This is a genomic window from Eisenbergiella tayi (assembly GCF_001881565.1).
Taxonomy (GTDB): domain Bacteria; phylum Bacillota; class Clostridia; order Lachnospirales; family Lachnospiraceae; genus Eisenbergiella; species Eisenbergiella tayi.
Map to the genome: position 1 here is coordinate 908,058 of NZ_MPDJ01000001.1, position 18,750 is coordinate 926,807.

General features: G+C 47.6%; 13 protein-coding genes. All 13 read right to left on the bottom strand.

Annotated elements, in window-relative coordinates:
* Positions 1-33 precede the first annotated feature (33 nt).
* Positions 34-1,173 (bottom strand): aminotransferase class I/II-fold pyridoxal phosphate-dependent enzyme, encoded by a 1,140-nt coding sequence (locus BLA28_RS03735; RefSeq protein WP_069156592.1) that lies wholly within the window; start codon positions 1,171-1,173, stop codon positions 34-36.
* A gap of 73 nt (positions 1,174-1,246) precedes the next feature.
* Positions 1,247-1,633 (bottom strand): VOC family protein, encoded by a 387-nt coding sequence (locus tag BLA28_RS03740; protein ID WP_009251383.1) that lies wholly within the window; start codon positions 1,631-1,633, stop codon positions 1,247-1,249.
* Between the two features lie 37 nt (positions 1,634-1,670).
* Entirely contained in the window at positions 1,671-3,560 is a 1,890-nt protein-coding gene (locus BLA28_RS03745) for a polysaccharide biosynthesis protein (RefSeq protein ID WP_176726800.1), read from the bottom strand.
* A complete protein-coding gene (locus BLA28_RS03750; protein WP_069156066.1) occupies positions 3,550-6,171 on the bottom strand; it encodes an O-antigen ligase family protein in 2,622 nt (873 codons plus the stop codon). The genes BLA28_RS03745 and BLA28_RS03750 overlap by 11 nt, the downstream gene beginning before the upstream one ends.
* Positions 6,172-6,231: 60 nt before the next feature.
* Entirely contained in the window at positions 6,232-8,070 is a 1,839-nt protein-coding gene (locus BLA28_RS03755) for a DUF6020 family protein (protein ID WP_069156067.1), read from the bottom strand.
* Complete coding sequence (locus tag BLA28_RS03760) at positions 8,070-9,074, bottom strand: glycosyltransferase family 2 protein (RefSeq protein WP_242878418.1); 1,005 nt, start codon at positions 9,072-9,074, stop codon at positions 8,070-8,072. The genes BLA28_RS03755 and BLA28_RS03760 overlap by 1 nt, the downstream gene beginning before the upstream one ends.
* Positions 9,075-9,216: 142 nt before the next feature.
* Entirely contained in the window at positions 9,217-9,747 is a 531-nt protein-coding gene (locus tag BLA28_RS03765) for a GNAT family N-acetyltransferase (protein WP_169897200.1), read from the bottom strand.
* Between the two features lies 1 nt (position 9,748).
* Positions 9,749-11,572, bottom strand: coding sequence for a hypothetical protein (locus tag BLA28_RS03770; protein WP_069156069.1), 1,824 nt, complete (start codon positions 11,570-11,572; stop codon positions 9,749-9,751).
* Positions 11,559-12,692 carry a dTDP-4-amino-4,6-dideoxygalactose transaminase gene (rffA, locus tag BLA28_RS03775; RefSeq protein WP_069156070.1) on the bottom strand — a complete coding sequence of 378 codons (1,134 nt, stop codon included), beginning with the start codon at positions 12,690-12,692 and terminating at the stop codon, positions 11,559-11,561. The genes BLA28_RS03770 and rffA overlap by 14 nt, the downstream gene beginning before the upstream one ends.
* Before the next feature lie 95 nt (positions 12,693-12,787).
* On the bottom strand, positions 12,788-14,506 hold the full coding sequence (locus BLA28_RS03780) for a hypothetical protein (protein ID WP_069156071.1): 1,719 nt from the start codon (positions 14,504-14,506) through the stop codon (positions 12,788-12,790).
* A 66-nt stretch (positions 14,507-14,572) separates the two neighbouring features.
* On the bottom strand, positions 14,573-15,694 hold the full coding sequence (locus BLA28_RS03785) for an acyltransferase (protein WP_069156072.1): 1,122 nt from the start codon (positions 15,692-15,694) through the stop codon (positions 14,573-14,575).
* 53 nt (positions 15,695-15,747) lie between these two features.
* The gene (locus BLA28_RS03790) at positions 15,748-17,499 is read right to left on the bottom strand and encodes an ABC transporter ATP-binding protein (RefSeq protein ID WP_069156073.1); all 1,752 of its coding nucleotides are present in this window, start codon (positions 17,497-17,499) and stop codon (positions 15,748-15,750) included.
* A gap of 49 nt (positions 17,500-17,548) precedes the next feature.
* Positions 17,549-18,619 (bottom strand): glycosyltransferase family 52, encoded by a 1,071-nt coding sequence (locus BLA28_RS03795; RefSeq protein ID WP_069156074.1) that lies wholly within the window; start codon positions 18,617-18,619, stop codon positions 17,549-17,551.
* Positions 18,620-18,750: the final 131 nt, after the last annotated feature.

Consider the following 18,750-nt stretch of genomic DNA (forward strand, 5'->3'; position numbering starts at 1 on the left):
GCTACAACTGTTACCTGTTCCTGCATTTTATCCTTATACAAAAAAACTGCGTATGATTCCGATAATGAGTTCCATATCCGCCGGCGTATTTTTAATGTCGCTGGGAAGACAGAAGCCCTTCTTGAAGATACGTTCCCCCACACTTCCGTTTTCCTCCATGGCAATAAAATCACAGTTTTCATAGAACGGCTGAAGGTGCATCGGCTTCCAAATCGGGCGGGATTCGATATTTTCCGCCTCCAGGGCATCCATCACCATATCCGGTGTCACGCCGCTGTCCGGCTCGATAGTCATACAGGACAGCCAGTTGTTGGCATTCCCGTCCGGATTCATGGGATTCATGGCCAATGCCGGAATATCTGCAAATGCTTCTTTATATTGTCTGTAAATTTCCTTCTTTTTACGCTTATGCTCTTCCAGATGGATCAGCTGTCCTCTGCCGATTCCTGCTACCACATTGGACATGCGGTAATTGAAGCCCAGCTGGGAATGCTGATAATGCCTTGCCTTATCCCTTGCCTGGGTGGAAAGGAAACGGGCCTTTTCTATCGCTTTTTCATCACTGGATACCAGCATGCCTCCACCTGAGGTAGTGATGATTTTATTTCCGTTAAAGGAAAAAATGCCGTAATCTCCGAAGGTTCCCGTCATCTGTCCCCGGAAGGTGGAGCTTAATGACTCCGCCGCATCCTCAATCAAAGGTACCCTGTAAGCATCACAAAGCGCCCGTATTTCATCAATTTTTGCCGGCGTTCCGTACAGGTGGGCACAGATAACAGCCTTTACCTGCGGATATTTTTCAAAAGCCTTTTTTAACGCCTGCGGATCCATATTCCAGGTATCCTCTTCCGAATCAATGAATACCGGCGTTCCTTTTTCATAACAGATGGGATTGCAGGTAGCGGAAAACGTAAGGTCGGATGAAAATACGATATCACCCGGCTGTATGCCAATCAGACGCAGCGCCAGATGGATGGCCGCCGTACCCGCGCTCAATGCCGCCGCATATCCGCAGCCGGTATATTCCGCCATCTCTTTTTCAAAATTGTTCACATTAGGGCCTAACGGGGCAACCCAGTTGGTATCGAATGCCTCCGCCACAAACTTCTGCTCCTCTCCGTGCATTGTCGGAGAAGAAAGATAAATTTTTTCCCTTTGTTCCTTTTGTTCCATCATAACCTCGATTCTTACGGTTTCATCCGTATTCACTATTCTGAAAGAAGGTAACTGTTCAGTGCCTTCACAGTTACGCAAGAAGCTCTATCATTCCCAGCCTGCTGTTCATGAGAAACACCACGTTCCGGTTCCCTATGGCGGGAGCCGGCGCCGGCTGATCGATCTGCACATATCCGTTTTGGGTGAGCTGCTCTAAGTCTGCCTGAAAGTCCGCGCTTTCATAGCATATATGATAGGGAGCGTTTTTATAGGTCTTTATCAGTCCCGAAACCACACTGTCCGGCGCATTGGGGCTTACCAGTTCTACCACATAGCCATCCTTTTCCAGAAACAGGATATCCACCTTGCGGTATGTATCGTTTGTCATATCTCCCTGACGGACGAACCCCAGCTTCTCGAATTCCTCCGCCGCCTTATCCAGTTTTTTCACAAGATATCCGACATGATGTACCTTCATCTTCATCCCTCTCTGTAACTGTTCCGTATCTTTACAGTTACATCTCTTCCTTATTATATACATAGGTGGGCACGATACCGGCCACCAGAGGCCTGATGTCTTCCACCTCATCCCTGGAAGCATCCTCCAGACGCTTCAGCTGGATGAAAAATTCCCGCTCATCCAGTTCAATGGGACGTCCGATATGGATCAGCTTATTTTCCGTATCCTGCATTCCTTCCTCATCCATCAAAAGCTCTTCATACAGCTTTTCACCGGGACGCAGGCCCGTAAATTCTATCTGTATGTCTTCCCCCAGCTTATAGCCGGAAAGACGGATCAGATTCTTCGCCAGATCCAGGATTTTTACAGGCTCTCCCATATCCAGGATAAAAATTTCACCGCCCCTGGCATAGGCCCCGGCCTGCAGGACAAGGGATACCGCTTCCGGTATCGTCATAAAATAACGGATGATATCGGGGTGGGTTACGGTAACAGGCCCGCCCGCCTCGATCTGTCTCTTAAACAGCGGAATGACACTGCCGTTGCTTCCCAATACATTTCCGAAACGAACCGCCACAAATTCCGTGTCATAATGTTTATTGAAGGTCTGCACGATCATTTCACAGATTCGCTTGCTCGCTCCCATGATATTGGTGGGATTCACCGCCTTATCCGTGGAAATCATGACAAATTTCTTCGCCCCGTTCAAAGCGGCCGCCTGTGCGGTCTTCCAGGTGCCGAATACATTATTTTTTATCGCCTCATTAGGGCTGACCTCCATGAGAGGCACATGCTTGTGGGCCGCCGCATGGTACACGATATCCGGTTTATAGGTTTCAAAAATATGATTGATACGCTTCGTATTACGGACAGATGCAATCAAAACGGTCAGCTTCAGCTCCGGATATTTGATAATCAGCTCCTGCTGAATATCATAGGCATTATTTTCATAAATATCCACGATGATCAGCTGGGCCGGTTTATGGGACGCGATCTGTCTGCACAGCTCACTTCCGATCGAACCGCCGCCGCCGGTAACCATGACCACCTTATTCTGTACATAACTCAGGATAGAATCCAGATCCACCCGGATGGGTTCTCTTCCCAGAAGATCCTCCACCTCTACATCACGCAGTTTGCTTACGCTCACCTCGCCGTTCACCAGCTGGTACATGCCTGGAAGGGAACGCAGCTTACAGTTTGTCTCCTTACAGATGCTCAGGATGTCACGGATTACCGTAGGCGGAGCGGAAGGAATTGCCACAAAAATTTCATCGATATCATACAGATCCGCGGATTCGATAATTTTATCACGTCCGCCCACCACTTTAATCCCCTGGATGAACTGTCCCCATTTTTGTTTATCATCATCAATAATACAGCGGATAACCATGGTGCTGTAATTGCTGGTAACAATCTCTTTAATCAGGGCATTTCCCGCTTCACCGGCCCCGATAATCATAACGGATACATTATTTTTCCTGTTCTGTATCTTATGCTTGCGGCTTCTGAGAAAACGATAGGAAAAACGGCTGATAAAGGTAAAGGTTATGAGCAGGAAAAGATACATGAAATAATAACTGTCAGGCACCGGTTTCCCGGAAACCTTAAACAGATTCAATCCCACACCGGAAACCACTGCGGACAAAAAGCAGGACATGATCAGATTCTGCATTTCGTTCTCGCCGGCAAAAGCCCACAGGCTGTGATACAAACGGAAAAGATAGAAAATGCCCATTGTAATCAGGATATTCACCGGAAGGAAGTTCCTGATAGGCATCAGGAACTGATCCGGAATTTCATCCAGATGCATGTCATACCTGAGCAGAATAGCCAGAAAGCTGGATGCCGTCACACTGAGGATATCATAAATGATCAGAGCCGTCCTGCGGTAAAACAACTGATAATTAAAATGGCGGGAATTCTTCTTTTCTTTATCCTTCATTTTCATTTACTCTTTTCTTCTTTTTCCCTCGGAATGTAAGGAGCGGCGCCAGCACCGCCATCGTGGTAAAGCCCAGCGGATTACAGGGATGGAACAGCCACTCCACCAGCCCCGCAACAGCAAAGGCCAGAAATACGGCAAGCGGCAGGGCCGCATAATCGTCCCTGGGGTTCTCCCTGTCCTGAAGCCTGCCTGTCTGCCTGAGTGTCAGTGCATACCGGAACATCTGTATCAGGCTTACGATTCCCAGCAGCAGATAAACAGCGCCGGTTATAAGGCCATGGTCATGAATCACCTGAAGATAGGTATTATGGGCATGGACACTGAGAGAACCATCCGGAAGTTCAACCCCCATCTCATCATGGCCGGTCAGGTTCCAGTGGGATATATAACGTTTGAAAATTTCAAACCGCCCGTTGGAATAATCTTCCTCGTCAGAAGGCCCGTCTGCCGACGTTTGGGAATCCCCGGTATCTGCGTCCGTGTCCTGTTCTCCCTCCGGCGCAAGTTCCGGAATTTCCGTTTCCTGCGAAGAAGCAAGCATTACAGACATTCCGTTCACTTCCAGCCTGTCTTCCCCCGGAGCATACGGCTCCGCACTGGAGTCAGCCATGAAGGTATCCACAAATTTTCTGACAATACTATGCTCTTCTCCAAAAAGCTTCACATCAATACAATAGGCAAACCTGGGAAAGGTGATATAGTTTTCGGAATCCGCTTTGTCTCCCTTGTGCACCGCCCACTCTTCCTCATTTGCTTCCAGTTCAAATATATAAGGATCATCATACAGAGGAGGGATCAGCCGCACCGCGGAATAGGTGACAGGAAAGCTCAGCAGTATAAGCAGCACCAACAGCCCTGTTTTTCCCAGAAAGCTTAAAAACCTCTCCCTGTAGCACAGCAGTGAGACAAAAAGCAAAACAACGATTCCCATTGCCACAGCAGCAAGATATCCCGTCCTCGACATCGTCATCAGAAGAAAAGATACCGCCATGCCGAACATAAGCGCAGTAGTCCAGTACATATGAAGCCTGCGGGATTTATGATACTGCATCAGCAGCTTTACAAACAGCGCACAGATTACCAGAGTGAGGTAAGCCGCCGTAACAGTCACCGTATGAAATACAAAATTGTACCGGTAATAGCCCCATGCCCGGAAGGGCCTGCGCAGCACGGCAAAAACTAAGGCACAGAAAAAATTCAATATAATTCCATTACAGAGTATTCCCAGAAAACGTTCTTTCTTTTCCCAGGAAAGATAAAAGATATAAAGCAGGGTAAAAGCCGTAACCATATAAACAGGCCAGCCTCTCGTATTCCGAAAAACAAGAAGAAGGACAAAAAAGGCGGCAACAAGAACCGTAAAGGCCGGGGAAAGCTGCTTCCACGCCGTTTTTTTCTTCCATATAATAATGACCAGCTGAATCAGCACCAGGCCCGCCGCTGCAAAAAGGATGGCATTCAGCATGGCGAGCTTGTCCTGCTCTTCTATCCCGCGGAAAGGGCGGTAATACAAATATCCGGCCACAGCGGAAACAGCAAGCCATATCAGATTTCCCCAATGGAAAAGCGCTTTTTTCCCGCACATGGTAAGAAGGACCAGACAGAGATAGATCAGGACCTTCCTGTAAGCATAGTCCTGATAGATATTATACATCGCATTTACATAATCAATACAGCCCCAGAGCGCGCCTGCCCAAAAAATGCACTGCAGCCAGTCCATCCCCCTGTCCAGAACCGTTTCCTTCAGAGGCGGAAGCAGCGGCGCAATACTGTCCCTTTTGGCATTTACCACATATAAAAGCAGAGCCGCCATGACAAGGATACCGGCCGTATATACCATTTTATCCGCTTTTACGCCGCCATAATAAGCAAAAGGATATACCGCGGCGATCCCGGCTATGGCTCCTGCTGTGATCAGCGGATTGCAGATACCCTTAAATACCCACTGTACCTTCACATCCCTGGTAATTTTTCTTTTTCTCGCATGATTTTCCACAAGCAGCAAGGAAAAGCCTGCTGCCAGGGCAATTACGAACAGGATCACGGCCTTCTGCAGAAAACTCAGCTTATCGGCATACTGGAAACGCATGATTATATTGTTTCCCACCTGCTCATCAATCTTCTGATCGCTGCCCATGAAATAATAGTTGCCATACACACCGATACCGGCATCCGCAGTCTGCTGATACCCCAGCTCCACCGCCTCTTCCGGATGGCTGATTTCCCATACATAGGCTCTGCCCTGTACGGTCTGAAACTCTACCGGTATGGTAAAAAAGCCAGGCGCCTCATAGGTGTCCAGCGCTACCCTTCTGGAAAACACAGTCTCTCCCAGTTCATCCGAGATAGTCAGGGAAACCACCCTGCGGGACAGGTTTTGTATCGCATAAATACTGATTTTTTCCAGATATCCTCCGTCGCCGATAAAAACCTGCTGGATTCTGGCATCCTGAGTCACAGCCGCCGTCTTGCCCTGAACGTTCTCATTGCCCGATACTTCCCGTGAACCATCAAAAATTCCTAACGGCCCGATTAAAAGCATCAGGACTGCAGCGTAGAAGAGGATTATATATTCAATTGCCCGATATTTCTTGATTTTTCTATTCATTCATTTTACCTGAAATGCCAGTTTTCCCATTAGCCCGTCGTGAGCGGCTTGTCCGCTCACCTAAGTTCTAGGGAAAACGCCAGTTTTCCCATTAGTATAGCATAATTTCCCTGTACTTACAACATACCCCAAAACAGGCAAAGCGAACCAGAAAATCAGCACATACCTTACCAGATAAGTAGGCCCCAAAATCACAGTGAGCCAATTCAGCACCACCGGCAGAAAGGCCAGCACCCTCACATACTCCTTCTGCTTCATCAAAAACAACAGCCCGGCCAGATAAATAAGGAATAAAAATCCCGGAGAAAACAGCATGGATATCACCGGTACCTTCTGCTGGAATACTTCCAGACTCAGCCTGCGGAACCACTCATTCAGCAATGGGATTTTACTTTCCCTCACCCCCGGCAGTTCCGTTTCGAACCCGAAATAAGAACTGTCCTCATACGTATAGGTAAAGACTGTATTCCCCCGGTATACATCGATCACCGTATCCGGATACCAGAATCCATAGGAAGTAAGCAGCCAGGCATTCAGATATGCCGCAGGTGCCTTCCCTCCCACCGACCACCACAACTTCCAGAACAATGACGGATTTTCTTTGTACCTTTCGTTATTAAAATCAATTTTCACACTATCGGACAGCTTGGGAGTATAACGCTTCAGCGCCTCCTCCGGAAGAAATTCATGAAGCGTTTCCTGTTCCTCCTGTGTCATCACCGACGGACTGCAGGCATAAACCCTGGCCAGCTGCTGAATGGGAACTGTAAGCATTTCCTGATTTTCCTCTGCCTGTGCATGCAGCACCCTGCCCAGCCCGCCTGTCACAAGAAAATACAACGCCAATGCCCCAATTCCGGCCGCCAGCGCTTTCTTCCGTTTTTCCCGGCCGGAAGCCAGAAACATCACCGGTATCATCAGGAGCATTATATAGAAACCATTGTGCCGCATAGCCGCCATACAAAACAAAGCCGCCGACAGCAATACAAACTTTTTCCATGAACCAAAGCTTTCCTTTTCCTCAAACAATTGCAGGAGCAGAACAATAACAAGAAGCATGCCCGCAGAATACAAAGTATCCTTGGCGGAACACAACACATACATCTGAATCACAGGAAAAAAAGCAAAATACAGCAGGCTTACGATACGGAACCACCTGGCAGTCCCTCTTTTTCGAAAAAAAGCAAGAATATAGGTAAAACAGCCCGCCATTACAGCCATTTGAAAAAGCATATAAAGCGCGATCCCCGTATTATACGAGGAAAACAATTTATTCCCCAGAGATATGATCCCTCCCAGGAGCAGCACATGCAGAAGAGGATGATGCGTGGTGAACTGCCTCATCGCTACCTGATTGAATTCATCCTGGGCGTCATATACAAAAAAGCCGGGATAGACCGCCAGAAGAATAATTCCCCACACCAGCATGAAAAGAAGAAAAACCATCAGATTCTCCCGAAATCCATGCATATGCTCTTCCCTGCAGACAGGAATAACACGTTTCCCTTCCAGCCATATCCAAAGCTCCCCGATAAGCAGTCCAAAGAAAAAAGTGAGAAGGGGAATGGATACCCACATGCGCCAGTCCGTAAAATCCACATACCCCGCCGCTTCCAGCCGGCTTCCGAACAAGCAGGCCATCACAAAAAGAAAAGCGCCGAAGAAGCCCCAGGCAGTCCTTCCTTTCAGAACCTTATCCTTCCAAAGCGCTCTGTCTGCTGCCGGGAAACTTAGCCCCCAAAGAAGGACTGAAAGAAAACTATTGCTGAAATCCAGCCCTTTCCCTGAGGATAAAAGCATTTGGGGGATACAGACAACACCCAGCAGGGTCACCGCTGCCGATATTAATTTTTGATAGTTACGGGATAAGTTCATCGTCTTCCCTGCCTTCGCTTCCATCACTGTTCCTGCGGTTTCTCCTGTTTCTTCTGAACTGTCTCTTCCTTCTGATCTGTATCCTTTTCTCCCTCTTCTTCCCCCACAATTTCCCGGACAACATATTGGGGGGCATTATTCATACAAATGTACATCCTGCCGATATATTCCCCTACCAGTCCCACCATCAGCATCAGCATTCCTCCGATAAACATGAGGGCAGACATCAGGGAACTGAAACCGATGGGCACCATAGGATTTACCAGCTTCTTAATAATTGTATATAAACCATAAAGGAATCCGAGGAAAGCGCATCCGGTGCCGATCATGGTGGCAACCCGCAGCGGTTTTTCACTGAAAGCCGTAAAACCGTTGAACCACAGACCCAGGAGCTTACTCAGTGTATACCCGGATTCTCCCGCCTTTCTGTCCTGATGCTCCACCGTCACATTTTTTATATTGCGCGTCGCACGCAGAACAAGGCCGATTACATAAGGGTAGGCATTCTGGTACCGCAGCATCTCATCCACAATAAAACGTCTTGCCGCAAAGAAACTGGACACGTACAAATCAGCAGGCTTGCCCAGCATGAATTTCAGCATCAGATCATTCACCCGGCTCCCGAAATTGCGGAATGCATTATGATGCTTATGCTCATATTTTGCATAGACCACATCGCTGCCTTCCTCCAGGCCCTGCAGCAAATCCTTTATTGCAAAAGCCGGAGTCTGGCCGTCGTCATCCATACATACCAGGATATCCCCCTTCACCTGATGAAAACCCGCCATCAGCGCCGCATGCTGACCGAAGTTCCTCGCCAGGTTTACACCGCAGATGTTGGTATATTCCCTGCAGAGTTCCCGGATGACATCGAAGGTATTATCCGGTGAACAGTCATTCACCAGTATGATTTCCCACCGGTATTTTTCCTGAAGCTTTTCCATTTCCCTGTTGATATCCGCCACCACACCGCCTATCATTTCCGCCGAACGGTAGCAGGGAATCACAATACTAACCAATTTCCTCATGCAATCTTCCATTCCGCCCGCATTCCTGCTGCCGCGGGCTTTTCTCCTGTTCTATCATTTCCGTCAACCATTCAAATATCTTCGCCGCTGCCATAATCCATCATAACTGTTTGGTACCTGCACAGTTGCTTCCCATTTATACTTACGGATTTTCAGGAAACAGACATGCCATCAGGATCAAATCCCGATATCCATCATTCCCCTTTATTTCATCCTTAAGAAAAGCTTCCTTCACAAAGCCGGCTTTCTCATAGCTTCTCACCGCCGCGGTATTATCAGCAAATACGCGTAGCATCAGCTTATGAAGCCCCATCTTATCTCTGGCGTAACAGACAGCTCCTTTGGCAGCCAGAGTCCCGTAACCCTTTCCTGCCGCATCCTCTTCCCCTATAAAAATCCCATACTCCGCACGGTTATTCTCCCGGTCAATATCCCGGAAATAAACACTTCCCACAGGCCTGTCCCCTTCTGTTTCACACAGAATGAACTGAACCACTTCCCCGGAAGCCACCTTCGTTTCCATCCACTCTATGTGGCCCTGTACGGTAAAAGGCTTCTGGAAAATAAAATTTTCCCTTACCCTGTCCGAATTCCGCCATCCCACGATCCGTTCCGTATCATCCATTGTAATAGGCCGCAGATACACCGGCCCCAAATCTATTTTTTCTTCCATATCAGGAAATCTCCTCTTTCTGAAGCCGGTATACCTCCAGCTCATTCCCTTCTGTTCCGCCCGGTATCCGCTCCTCCATGATTACCCGGATCACCAGACCTCTCTCCCGGTAATATGCCTCCAGCCATTCCCATGATTCGCCCTTCAGGGAAACCAGCCGGACATTCTCTCCGTTAACAAGGGCATCCTCCAAAGAGACATAGCCGAACGCTTCCAGCTTTTTCTCAGCCAAAGGGCTCTTGCACAGCCAGCCGCCCAAAAGATCATAATTACCCAGAAGTGTTTCTCCATCCCGGAACATCTTTTCCGAAAACTGCACCGTGGAATACACGTCTGCAAGATAGAGAATCTCCGGATGACCGCGGTAATACGCCCTGGCTGCCGTATCGGTCCGGTTGATCCCCTCACGGGACGCATATTCCTCTCCCGTTTTCTCCATGGAACGGGGAAACAGGGAAATCGCCGTCACAAACAGCAGGACCGCTGAAACATACACCGGATTCAGCCACCGGCGGGCCGAAAGCTTTTCTTTTGCCGTAAATTGTCCATCCTTCAAATAATGAAGCAGCCATGCGGCCAGCATAACGATTTCGGCAAAATATAACGGATGGCTGATCCTCACCGGCACTCGGTTCCTGAGAATCAGATACATCCACAAAACACTTCTCACCCCTCCAAAAAGAAGCAGCTGCCATAGCAGCGCCGCTCTTTTTCCCAGGTATGCCGCCAGCAGCAAAAGCACGATAAGAACCGCCTCCGTCAGCAGGAACGGAAACTCCTGCTCCGCATCAAAATCCAGACCGGGCGTATTGCTCAGCCGTGCTTTATAAAGCCAGAGCCCTTCCCGAAGGCTTTTCCCGAAGTAGCCTTCCTTTTCCAGAGCATATGCACTGATACGCTCCATCAGCCCTGCATCAATCCGATCATCAACTCCATAATTATAGTTGCCAAGCAGAGCGGCTTCTTCCTCTGTCAATCCCAGCGAATCATAAAATTCTTTATTTTCTTCATACTTCAGGATATCGGCCGTCTTAAAATCATAAACTTCCGTCCGGGCGTCAAAAAGCCGGAAAAACTCTTTCCATTCCGCACTTCCATAAGCTATCCCGTTTGCCGCCTGTCCGATTAGAAGTCCGGTCAGAATCAGACCGAAAACTCCCAGATAACAGGCCGCATTTTTTTTCGTAAAAACAGGCCTTTCCTCCGCCCATTTCCACAGCCCCGCCACACCGGCAAGGGGCAGAAGAAGAATCAGCATTTCCGGACGCAGCAAAAAAGCCAGTATGCATAAAAGCACCGGCGGAAGATTCTTTTTCAGGAATCCGCCCGCACTTTTCTCTGCCTCCGCCTTTTTTCCCGTAAGAAACCAGAAGACCGCCGCTGCCGTCAGCAGGCCGCTGGTAACCGTATACTGCACAAAAACAAGCAGCGGCAGAAGAAGGGCGGCAAAAAGCAGGCTTTCCAGAAGGCCCAGCGCTGCTTTTCCCATCGATTTTTCCGCATACCCCATGCTCCTGTATAGAATCACATAAAGACTGCCGAACTGGCAGACGCATAAAAACAGGCCATATACATAAGAGGTTCCGAATATTCTGCAGACAAAGCTCAGGATAAGGCTCAGCGGAAAAAGCATCTGCACGTTTCTGCTTTCAAAAGCGCCTGTGTAAACGCCTGATAAAATATCCTTCATGAGCACGTCATCATTGAGATCATAATAATAATCAAACCTCAGGCCCAATAAAAGCAGCAGGATCAGCACAAAAAGGGCCGGCAATATCCAGTTTTCCCATTTCCGGTATAATGTTCCCAGCTTAGTTAAAACCATAGAATTCCTTTACTTTTCCTGAAATATAGCTTACCTGTTCTTCTTTTAGCCCATAATACATGGGCAGCCGAAGAAGTCTCTCGCTTTCTTTGGTGGTATAACGATCCTCTCCATGGAACCGTCCATACTTCAGCCCTGCCGGAGCGGAATGCAGCGGAACATAATGGAATACGGCGAGGATATCATTTTCCGACAGGAAATCGATTAGTGCCGCCCTTTCCTCCTGATCTGCCGTCTTGATATAAAACATATGGCCATTTTGCACACAGTAATCAGGAACATAGGGCAGTTGGATTTTCCCTGTTCCCGCAAGGCCCACCAGTTCGTTCCGGTACTGGTTCCATATACGGATACGTTCGTCATTAATAACGTCGGCCATTTCCAGCTGGGCATAAAGGTACGCCGCATTCAGTTCACTGGGAAGATAGCTGGAGCCGTAATTCTGCCAGCGGTATTTATCCACCTGGCCCCTGAAATATTTGCTGCGGTCCGTCCCCTTTTCCCGGAAGATCTCCGCATCCTCGATATCCTTTTCATGCTGGATAAGAAGAGCGCCCCCTTCTCCCATGCTGTAATTTTTGGTTTCATGGAAACTGAAGCAGCCGAAATCACCGATGGCTCCCAATGCTTTTCCTTTATAATAAGCCATAATACCCTGAGCGGCATCTTCAATAACCAGAAGCTTATGCCTTCTTGCTATATCCATAATGGCATCCATTTCACAGCCTACCCCGGCATAATGGACCGGCACAATAGCTTTTGTCTTTTCGGTAATGGCCGCCTCGATCAAGGTTTCATCTATATTCATGGTATCCGGACGGATATCCACAAATACAGGCACGGCCCCACGGAGCACAAAGGCGTCCGCCGTGGATACGAATGTAAAGGAAGGCATAATGATCTCATCTCCAGGCCCCACCTGGGCTAACAGGGCGGCAAGCTCTGTGGCGTGGGTACAGGAGGTGGTGAGCAGGCATTTACTGGTACCGGTTTTTTTCTCTATCCATTCACTGCACTTCCTGGTAAATTCACCGTCCCCGCAGATTTTCTGGTTTTCCACTGCCTGACGGATATAATCCATTTCTTTTCCCGTAAAGGGCGGTACGTTAAATCTGATCATAGCTGTCGCCTTTCTTATTTCTTCCGTCCGCATTGTGCGCTTATCTGATAAATACACAATCGGCTGGCTTATTTCCGGGATATATTACCGGACAATTATGTTTCAGGCAGGGTGTACACCTGATATCCATCATTTTCATAAGTAAGTATATATTCTTTTTCCGAAAGAAACAACTGCAAGGCGTCCCATTTCGCACTTTCCTCCGGAAGCTCGCCATGTTCTTTATAAATAATAACTGCCGGTTCCTCCTGCAGCGCAAGAAGCTCCTCTTCCATCTGCTGCGCCGGATAGGTATCCAGATCCGGCCAGCCATGCGTGATGCTTAAAGGCATATCCAGAAGAAAATTCAGCCCCGGGGCATTGCCGAAGGTTATCAGGCTCCTGCCCTTTAATCCGTTTTCCTCCGCATATCCAAGCAGGCCGGAAAGATTCACGGCATTTATTTCCTGTGTTTTCATTCCGGCAAGCACCCGGAAATTTTCCACCTTTGCCTCTCTTTTTTCCCCGTATATTCCGTCTCCGAAGGCAAACCTGCTTCTGAAGCCAATTCCCTGGAGAAACACCATCACCACTATCATGACGGACATGGCCATAACAGGAAACGCTTCCGTCTTTCGAAGCTTGCGCCGGAAAAACTTACCGAGCATCCAGAGGGCGAAGGGCGCTGCCAGAAACAGATTATTCAAATTTGGCATGGTTTCATTATTGCTGCCGATCGGCGTGGCTATTACGGACAGCAGAATGATAAACGCCAGCAGTCTGTCCCTCCGGAAAAAAAGGCTGTTTCCCAGACAAATGCAGCAGCTTATTAAAATCAGATACAAAAACAGCATGCCCCACTCGTATATACTGCGGTAATTATAATAGGTAAAAGTAAACATCCCCCTGCCCCAGAAAAGCCGGATCAAAATGGGGATACACAGGCAGTAGAGCACCTTCCCCGCCTTCTCCAGACGAGACGGCAGCAAATGGAAAAATATCCATCCCGCCAATATACATACGGCAATTACCATAAGCCAGGTTAAGGTACCGCCATATGCGGAAAGTATAGAAGTAATCATGGAAAAAGGCGAGTAGCTTTCATCCGTGGAGGTATATCCCGCCAGACTGCCGAACATCCCGAAGTATGCCCCCGGCCCGTACTGGATACAGATTGCCAGGAATACACCCGCAAACCCCAGTAAAAATCCTGACACACAGGCACCGGCATTCTTCCACATTTCAGCTGCTTTTTCCCCGCTTAGCTTTCCATAAAAGAAAACTGCAAAAATAAGAAGGGCTTCTGCTATATTGGGCGTCCTCACCATGACATTTAGCCCAAGACATACACCTGCCCACACAAGCAGGCTTTTCCGGTTCCATATAAGCCCTCTGTATAACAGGATACAGACCGCCAGAAACAGAAAATAGGTCAGATAATTATACAGAATCGTTGTGGGACACCAGCAGAAGCTTACAGCGATAATTTCTCCCGCAAAAGCTATCCAGGCCGGCATCTTCCCCTTCAGGAAATAGTAGGAAAGCAGCGCCATAGCACTGATAATAAGCCTTGTGTAAAAATTCATTCCCAGCAGCGTGCCCCCAAAAGGAAGCTTCATCAGCAGCCAGCCTGTCACATTGGCCAGATAAGTGGCCAATGCCCAGCTTCCCTCCATCTGGGGAAAAAAGCGGAAATTAGTCAGACTGTACATAGGATCCGATACATCAATTCCCTGGTTCATCCAGAGAAGCGGATAAAGAAACAAAAGTATCGGAAATACATATTTTACCATTATCATGTTTATTTTTTTTAATCGGATCCCCTGTTTTCCCATAGAGTTCCTTTCCGTGTATGATCTCATTTTCTATCCGTCCGCAACATTCACTCATTCCTGTGAACCTCAGCGTTTCATAATCTCATCCACATGACGGACAGCGGAGGCACACTTTTTTCCCACAGACGTACGTGCAAGCATCCGTTCCAAAACCATGAAGCATTTCCCCCGCAGCAAATCCACGGCCGTTCCAAAAAAGAAAATAAACAGCACACTTTCCGCCAGCTGTATCAGAAATCCTCCCAGATGCTCCGACGGCGTCCCGATAAGCCATCCGGTCCAGGATGCGCTGATATCCATATGTTCATGAATTAAGTACACCCCCAGCATAGCAGGTGACAGCCTGCAGATCAGGGAGGCGAGCTTTTCCGAACGGATCTTCAGCCCGGAAAAGGCCATAAACAGCCCCAGCGCTCCGGTAAGGCAAAACACAAAATTATAATGAAAGGGCACGGATACATAATATTCCAGGCTTCCCGTTTTTCCGCAGATCAGCAGTGTTATTATGGTAATTACCGCCACGGCGGTACAGGAACTTATATAAACCGCAATACCGATATGCTTTTTGTTTAAACAGGGAATTCCATATTTACGCACATAAGCCGCCGTCAGATACAAAAAGATGAACCAGCCGAAATCATAACCGAATTTGTCCGAGGCAAACATCAGAATGCTAAGGCTCTTTCCCAAACTAAAAAAGAGAAAGAGACATACCAGCGTAATCTGCAGCTGTTTTTTCCCCATCCCCTTCACAGCAGCATTCAATACCGGAGAAAACAGATACATAATCACATAAGCAGTCACAAACCAGTAATGCCCTGATTCCACAGGGAACAGTGACTGCCAGATATAATAAATATTAACTTGTGCGGGATCCAGCACGCCTGCCGCCGCCAGTACCACAGGAATCAGCAGCGTGTAAAAAAGGACCTGGCATATCAGACGGATCAGCCGTTTCAGGGAAAACCCGCTTTCCGACAGGAAATAACCGCTGATAAACACATATACATTCACCGCTACAATACAAAAGGCTTCAATCAGGATGGCAGCCACTGTTCTTTCCGTCAGCCCATTTCCTGCCTCCGGCAGACTTCCCGTATGGGAAAGGAAATGCATGGTAACCACCATGAGCATGGCAAGCATACGCAATAATTCAAAATTCGCCTGTCTTCTTTTTCCTGCCGCCATCGCCGCCTCCTTTCTGCCGCTGTCCCTGCCTGCAGATTTTTTTAACCTAACGCTTATCTTTCTCTTGCGATCTGCCCGTTTTCTACCCGGTAAACCATATCACACTTTTCAATGGTCTGCAGACGGTGGGCAATAATAATAAGAGTCTTGCGTCCGTGAAGCCGGTTAATGGAATCCATAATGGCTGCTTCTGTTTCATTGTCGAGCGCAGAAGTCGCTTCATCCAGAACCAGAACCTCCGGATCCTCAAACAAAGCCCTGGCAATCCCGATACGCTGACGCTGTCCTCCGGAAAGACGGATTCCCCGCTCCCCGATTCCCGTATCCAGCCCTTCCGGAAGCCCCTTCACGAACTCGTCAAGCTGCGCCTCCTTCAATGCCTGCCATACCTTGTTATCATCAATTTCCTCATCCGGAACGCCGAATGCCACATTCTTTCTGATAGATGCATCAATCATGAAAATAGTCTGCGGAATATAGCCGATATTTTTCAGCCACTCCTCATAGTGTTCCCTGACTTCCACGCCGTCAGCCAGAATACTTCCTTCCTGGATATTCAAAAGCCCCAGAAGGACGTCAATAATTGTAGTTTTTCCCGCTCCGGAGGTTCCCACCACTCCTACAGAACATCCCACCGGAATTTCCATATCCGCATGATTGAAAATGAGGACATCCGTATTCGGATATTTATAGACAATATCCTTTAATTCTATTTTTTTCAGAACCGGCAGTTTTTTAATCTCTTTTCTTGCCTCATAGGCCTCCGCGTCATAATTTACATTTCTGTCATTAATCTCCTCCTGCAGGTTATCACTGACCCCCATGAAAAAGGGCTCAAAATAGGATATGGAGGTAAGGTAATTATTGATCCGGTTGGCGCTGGGCAGAAGCCTCATGGCTGCAACCGCAAAAACACCGATCTGAGTGATCATCGCCGCCACTTCTTTTCCCGAAGCAATCTGTAAAATCAGATACAGCACAAGACCTGCAATACAGACTGTTTCGATCAGAAGACGGGGGGTCGCATTATAAATATTATATTTTTGTACCGCTCCCACATAACCTGCGCCGCATTTGGAATATTCATTGATGAAATAACTTTCCTTATTGGCAATTTTGATTTCCTTGATTCCCATCACGGACTGATCAATCCACTTATACAGGCCGCTGTAATATTCCTGATTATCCTCTCCCGCCTTTATCATGATAGGCTTTAAAATACATTTGATAACCAGAAGCACAATAACCAGAAGCAGGGCTATCGTCAGAATCATCATGGGATCCTGTGTCATCAGCACGATGACCAGAACGAGAAACATAATAATTTCACTCAGCAGCTGAAGAGAAGAAAGGATGAGCCCGTACATATTATTTACATCGGAAGTAATGCTTCTCTGGATGACGGAGGTATCCGCATTCAGATAATACTCGTAGGGCCGTTCCATAAAATTAATCATCATACGCCGGGACGTGGCAAACTGATTGGTATATACGAAACGCAGCTGCACCACATTTTGGAAATATAAGAACACATTCTTTACCACAAAGGCCGCGATGATGACCAGCAGCATCACAATGGTAAACTGGGAAGTGCTCTTCATCCCGAGGAAACGGTAAATGTCGCCCAGATATCCGTCCCCGTTCACCGCCTCCGGATCCAGAAGCGTCGTAATTATGGGAATAACAAGTCCGATACTGCAGGCTTCCAGCGCCGCCCCTATAATCATCAGCACTACAATTCCGCCCATCTTGGCTTTTTGCTTTCCATCCAGAAGGACGTTCATTTTTTTTAAAATTTTCTTCATATGATACCTTATCCTTTTATCTGATAACCGTTCAGACAGGTCTGAGCGATTACTTTATCTGCTCATTCTGCCTGTGAATTTCCGGGTCTTCATATTTATCCATGAAATCTTCCCCCAAAAACACCGTTTCCTCGGCAAACCGGATAGAGGAAGGAACCGTAAATACGGAAATTACCTTCTTCACGCGGATATCCGGCAAAAAATTCATCATTTCCATGGGAAATCTGCCTGACAGCACCACACAGTCCGGAAATTCCGACTCATAGTCCAGGACATCCCTGGGATGAGGCTTCATGATCACCTGCGCATCTTTTCCATAAATATCGATAATATCCCGAAAAATCCGTTTCCGCGTCTCCAAATCACAAAGCGGTTCTGTAAGTATGAGAATCTTATTCTCATGATTTTCCCCGCTGGAAAGCTGGGTTACAAGCCGCTCCTTATTTTCAAGAAAGATACCCAGCAGGCAGTCCTTATCCGCTTCCGTCAGATTTTCCACCAGCTTTTCCCTGGAACACTCCACATATTTGGGACAGGGATACTCCAGAACGGAAATATCATTTACTTCCATATCCAGACAATATTTTCCCCACCCGTTTTGAATGAAAATCAGATTCCGGGAAGCCAGAAATGCCTTCAGACCGAAATGTCCCCTGTTATCATATCTGGCCGTATCATAATACCGGATACAATCCAGGCCATCCTCCAGGGCATGATAATATATTTTTTTCCAGCTCAGATAATATCCGATCGGATCGGAATCACAAAACACATAAATATCCTTATACTGCCGGAAGTCCACCGGGATATAAGGCTCCTGAAGCTTTCCCAGCAGCTTGCAGAACTTCATTCTGGAAAACATATTTAATATCAGGTTTCCCCTGTTTCTGTGATATTTACGCAGAACAGGAAAAAAATCTTCTTCCTTTTCCTCAAAAATAAAAATCTGCCGGAAAAGACCGGAACGCTCAGCCCTGGCCTTCAAATCCCCAAAATCATTGGACATCGTACTCAGCACCAGGCAAGCTTCTCCCCTCTTTGCACCGGGCAGGTTCAACTCCTTCAGACAGGCAATATACACATGATAAAACGTATGGCACACATAGATCCTCTCGTTCATGCCGCTGCTCCTTCATAAAATTCGTTATATTTTACCATACATCGCTGTCAAAAAGCAAATTACACTCTAATTCCGTAAGAGTTCCCGTGCATTCTGTGCCAGCGGCCTGTGGCTCTGTCTCGTGCGGCCTG